3 protein-coding genes and 1 pseudogene are annotated in these 4,105 nt (G+C 65.7%); all 4 read left to right on the forward strand.

Annotated elements, in window-relative coordinates; genetic code table 11:
* A partial coding sequence (locus JHD07_RS32540) for an EF-Tu/IF-2/RF-3 family GTPase (RefSeq protein ID WP_291629590.1) occupies nt 1–1,023 on the forward strand: 1,023 nt, incomplete at its 5' end.
* Between the two features lie 210 nt (nt 1,024–1,233).
* Nucleotides 1,234–1,812 (forward strand): hypothetical protein, encoded by a 579-nt coding sequence (locus tag JHD07_RS32545; protein ID WP_291629595.1) that lies wholly within the window; start codon nt 1,234–1,236, stop codon nt 1,810–1,812.
* A gap of 70 nt (nt 1,813–1,882) precedes the next feature.
* Nucleotides 1,883–2,467 carry an NnrU family protein gene (locus JHD07_RS32550; protein ID WP_291629592.1) on the forward strand — a complete coding sequence of 195 codons (585 nt, stop codon included), beginning with the start codon at nt 1,883–1,885 and terminating at the stop codon, nt 2,465–2,467.
* A gap of 72 nt (nt 2,468–2,539) precedes the next feature.
* Nucleotides 2,540–4,105: pseudogene (locus JHD07_RS32555) on the forward strand (class I adenylate-forming enzyme family protein); the annotation flags it as partial.

Consider the following 4,105-nt stretch of genomic DNA (forward strand, 5'->3'; position numbering starts at 1 on the left):
TGCATCTTCGCCTTCGTCGTGCAGAGGCTGCGCGGCGCGGCCCAGCAGATCGCGATCGAGGAGCTGGCCAAGCTCAACGCCAATCTCGACGTCTCCGCGGTGAAGGACGAGCTCGAACTGGTCACCGAGGCCTCGAAGCCGTTCGAGCTCGAAGCCTTCCGCGAGGGACATCTGACGCCGGTCTATTTCGGCAGCGCGCTGCGCAATTTCGGCGTCGGCGACCTCCTGGAAGGGCTCGGAAAGTTCGCGCCCGAGCCGCGCGCGCAGGACAGCGACCAACGCAAGGTCGAGGCCACCGATCCGCGCATGAGCGCCTTCGTGTTCAAGATCCAGGCCAACATGGATCCGAACCACCGCGACCGCATCGCCTTTGCGCGACTCTGCTCCGGCAAGCTCAGCCGCGGCATGAAGGCCAAGCTGGTGCGCACCGGCAAGAGCATGCCGCTGTCGAGCCCGCAATTCTTCTTCGCGCAGGATCGTTCGGTGGCGGACGAGGCTTTCGCGGGCGACGTCGTCGGCATCCCCAACCACGGCACGCTGCGGATCGGCGACACGCTGACCGAAGGCGAGGATTTCAACTTCGTGGGCGTGCCGAGCTTCGCGCCGGAAATCGTCCGCCGCGTCCGTCTCACCGACGCGATGAAGGCGAAGAAGCTGAAGGAAGCGCTGCAGCAGATGTCGGAGGAGGGCGTGGTGCAGGTGTTCCGCCCGCGCGACGGCGCCCCGGCACTCGTCGGCGTGGTCGGCGCACTGCAGCTCGACGTGTTGAAGGCGCGGCTGGAGGCGGAATATTCGCTCCCGGTCGAGTTCGAGGTCAGCGAGTTCCAGCTGGCGCGCTGGGTTTCCTCTGACGACCGCAAGAAGCTCGACACCTTCATCGCCGCTAATACCTCCAGCATCGCGGACGATGTCGACGGCGATCCCGTCTATCTCGCCCGGAATGAGTTCTATCTCGGCTACACCAAGGAACGTGCCGAGGGCATCGAGTTCACCAACGTCAAGGACGTCAAGAAGAAGGGGTAGGGCGCGTTTTGGCCCCGCTGTTGGCTAAATACTCCGCTGTCATTCCCCGCGAAGGCGGGGAATCCAGTACGCCGCAGCCCATCGATTCAATCATTGCCGTCACGGAGTACTGGGTCGCCCGGTCAAGCCGGGCGACGACACCGGGGTTAAACGCGCGCATGTGAACGCGTCTAGGCTTGACGTGTCCATTCGCGATACCACGTTCGCATGATGTGGCGCAGCATTCTCGTCATCCTCATGCTGGCGATCTCGACCGCCGCCGCTGCCGACGCGCGACCCCGCCAGATCAATCCGATTCCGTTCTCGCACGAGCCGTGCAGCGTACTCGACGGCGAGCCCTGCACGCCGTCCTACTGCAGCCCGCTGGAGCCCGGCCCCTGCATCCCGGAGATTGACTATCCTTACGGCCAGAATCTCCAGCTCACGATCCAGAGCGTTCCCTCCGAAGCCGATCGCGCCAAATACCAAAAGCCCGATCACGATCTCGACACGATCGGTGACCTCTTCGCCGCGCTGCGCAGCTGCTGGTCGCCGCCAACGGACCATGCGCGTGCGGGCATGCAGATGTCGGTGCGATTCAGCTTCAACAAGGCGGGTGGCCTGATCGGCCCGCCGCGCCTGACCTTCGCGACGCCCGGCGTCCCCGCCGAAACCCGAACCACTTACCTCAACGCGATCAATTCATCGTTGAAGGCGTGTCTGCCGCTGAAATTCACCGGCGGACTCGGTGGCGCGCTGGCAGGGCGCCCCATCGCGATCCGCTATGTCGACAATCGCGAGCTCAAGTAGCGCATCAGTTGCGACCCGCGGCCAATCGATGATACCTCAGAGGCGGGGGCTGCTTGGCGGGGAGGATGTCGTGGGTCTGCTGGTGATGATCCTGGGGCTGGTGCTGTTTTTCGGGGCCCATGTTTTCACGACGAGGCGCGACGCGCGCGCGCAGGCCATCGCGAGGATGGGTGAGGGGACCTACAAGATCCTCTACTCGCTGGTCTCGCTGGCCGGGCTCGCGCTGATCATCTGGGGCTATGCCCACTACCGAGCCACCGGCTGGATCGATGTCTGGTATCCGCCGAAGGCGATGAAGCACATCACGCTCGCGCTGATGCTCCCCGCGGTGATCCTGGTCGTGGCGTCCTATCTGCGCGGCCGCATCTATGCGACGCTGAAGCATCCGATGCTCGCCGGCGTCAAGCTGTGGGCGGCGGCGCATCTGCTCGCCAATGGCGATCTCGGCTCCATCATCCTGTTCGGCTCGTTCCTGGGCTGGGCGGTGTTTGACCGCATCACGCTCAAGCGTCGCAATGACGGCGGTGCGCCGCCGATACCGGTCGGGGGCGTCAGCAACGATCTGATCGCGGTCGCGGTCGGCGTCGTCGCTTATCTCGCGCTGGCCTTTGCGTTCCATCCGGTCGTGATCGGCGTTCCCGTGATCGGGGTCTAGCCGATCAGCGCAAGACGGTGCTGTGTGACCGTGCGGGGAAGATAACAAGAGCAACAAGCCGAGGGCCCTTCGATGGACTGGTCGCAATCTCAGATCCCGCCGATGCGGCTGGAGACGCGCTTCGGCGACCGGGTGGTGCCGGCATTTTCGGATCGGCCCGCGAACCTTTGGGCGATGATCGCGGAGGCGCGCGATCGCAACCCGGATGGCGAGGCGCTGATCGCAGGCCATGTCCGCCTGAGCTGGCGGCAGGCGGTGGAGCAGGCGGCGCGGATCGCGGCGGGCTTTCGCAAGCTCGGCCTTGCGCGCGGCGACCGCGTCGCCATCCTGCTCGGCAACCGCATCGAGTTTCCGCTGCTGCTGTTTGCCGCCTCACATGAGGGGCTCGTCACGGTCCTGCTCAGCACGCGACAGCAGAAGCCGGAGATCGCCTATGTGCTCGCTGATTGCGGCGCCAAAATCCTGATCCACGAGGCCGCGCTGGCCGAGCGGCTGCCCAATGCGCAGGACGTGCCCGATCTGGTCCACCGCATCGCCGTCGACGACGATCCGGTCCGGTCGCGCTTCTCCGCGCTTGCCGACAATGCCCCGGCGCCCGCGCCGGTCGAAGTGAGCGAAGAGGACACCGCGATGATCCTCTACACCTCCGGCACCACGGGCAAGCCGAAGGGCGCGATGCTGGCCCATTGCAACATCGTCCATTCCTCGATGTTGTTCGTGTCCTGCCTGCAATTGACGGACACCGATCGCTCGATCGCGGCGGTGCCGCTCGGCCACGTCACCGGCGTCGTCGCCAACATCACGACCATGATCCGCTGCGGCGGCGCGTTGATCATCATGCCCGAGTTCAAGGCCGCCGATTATCTCAAGCTCGCCGCGCGCGAGCGCGTCACCTACACGGTGATGGTGCCGGCGATGTACAATCTCTGCCTGCTCCAGCCGGACTTCGACGGCTACGATTTGTCGAGCTGGCGCATCGGCGGCTTCGGCGGCGCGCCGATGCCGGTCGCGACCATCGAGAAGCTCAAGGCCAAGATCCCCGGCCTGAAGCTGATGAACTGCTACGGCGCGACCGAGACGACCTCGCCCTCCACCATCATGCCGGGGGAACTGACCGAACGCCATATCGACAGCGTCGGCCTGCCGTGTCCGGGCGCGCGCATCGTCGCGATGGGGCCTGATGGCCGCGAGCTGCCACCTGGCGAGATCGGCGAGCTCTGGATCCAGAGCGCCTCCGTCATCAAGGGCTATTGGAACAACCCGAAGGCCACGGCCGAAAGCTTCACCGGCGGATTCTGGCACTCCGGTGATCTCGGCTCGGTCGATGCGGACGGTTTTGTCCGCGTGTTCGACCGGCAGAAGGACATGATCAATCGCGGCGGGCTGAAGATCTATTCGGCCGAGGTCGAATCGGTGCTCGCGGGCCACCCCGCCGTGGTCGAGAGCGCGATCATCGCCAAGGCCTGCCCGGTGCTCGGCGAGCGCGTCCACGCCGTGGTGGTGACGCGCGGCGCGGTCGCGGACAGCGAGCTGCGAGCCTGGTGCGCCGAGCGGCTGTCCGACTACAAGGTGCCCGAAACCATGGCGATCACGCCCGAACCGTTGGCGATCGCCCCCGCGAAGGTCGAGTCGGTCGCG

This window comes from Bradyrhizobium sp. (assembly GCF_016462955.1).
GTDB lineage: Bacteria > Pseudomonadota > Alphaproteobacteria > Rhizobiales > Xanthobacteraceae > Bradyrhizobium.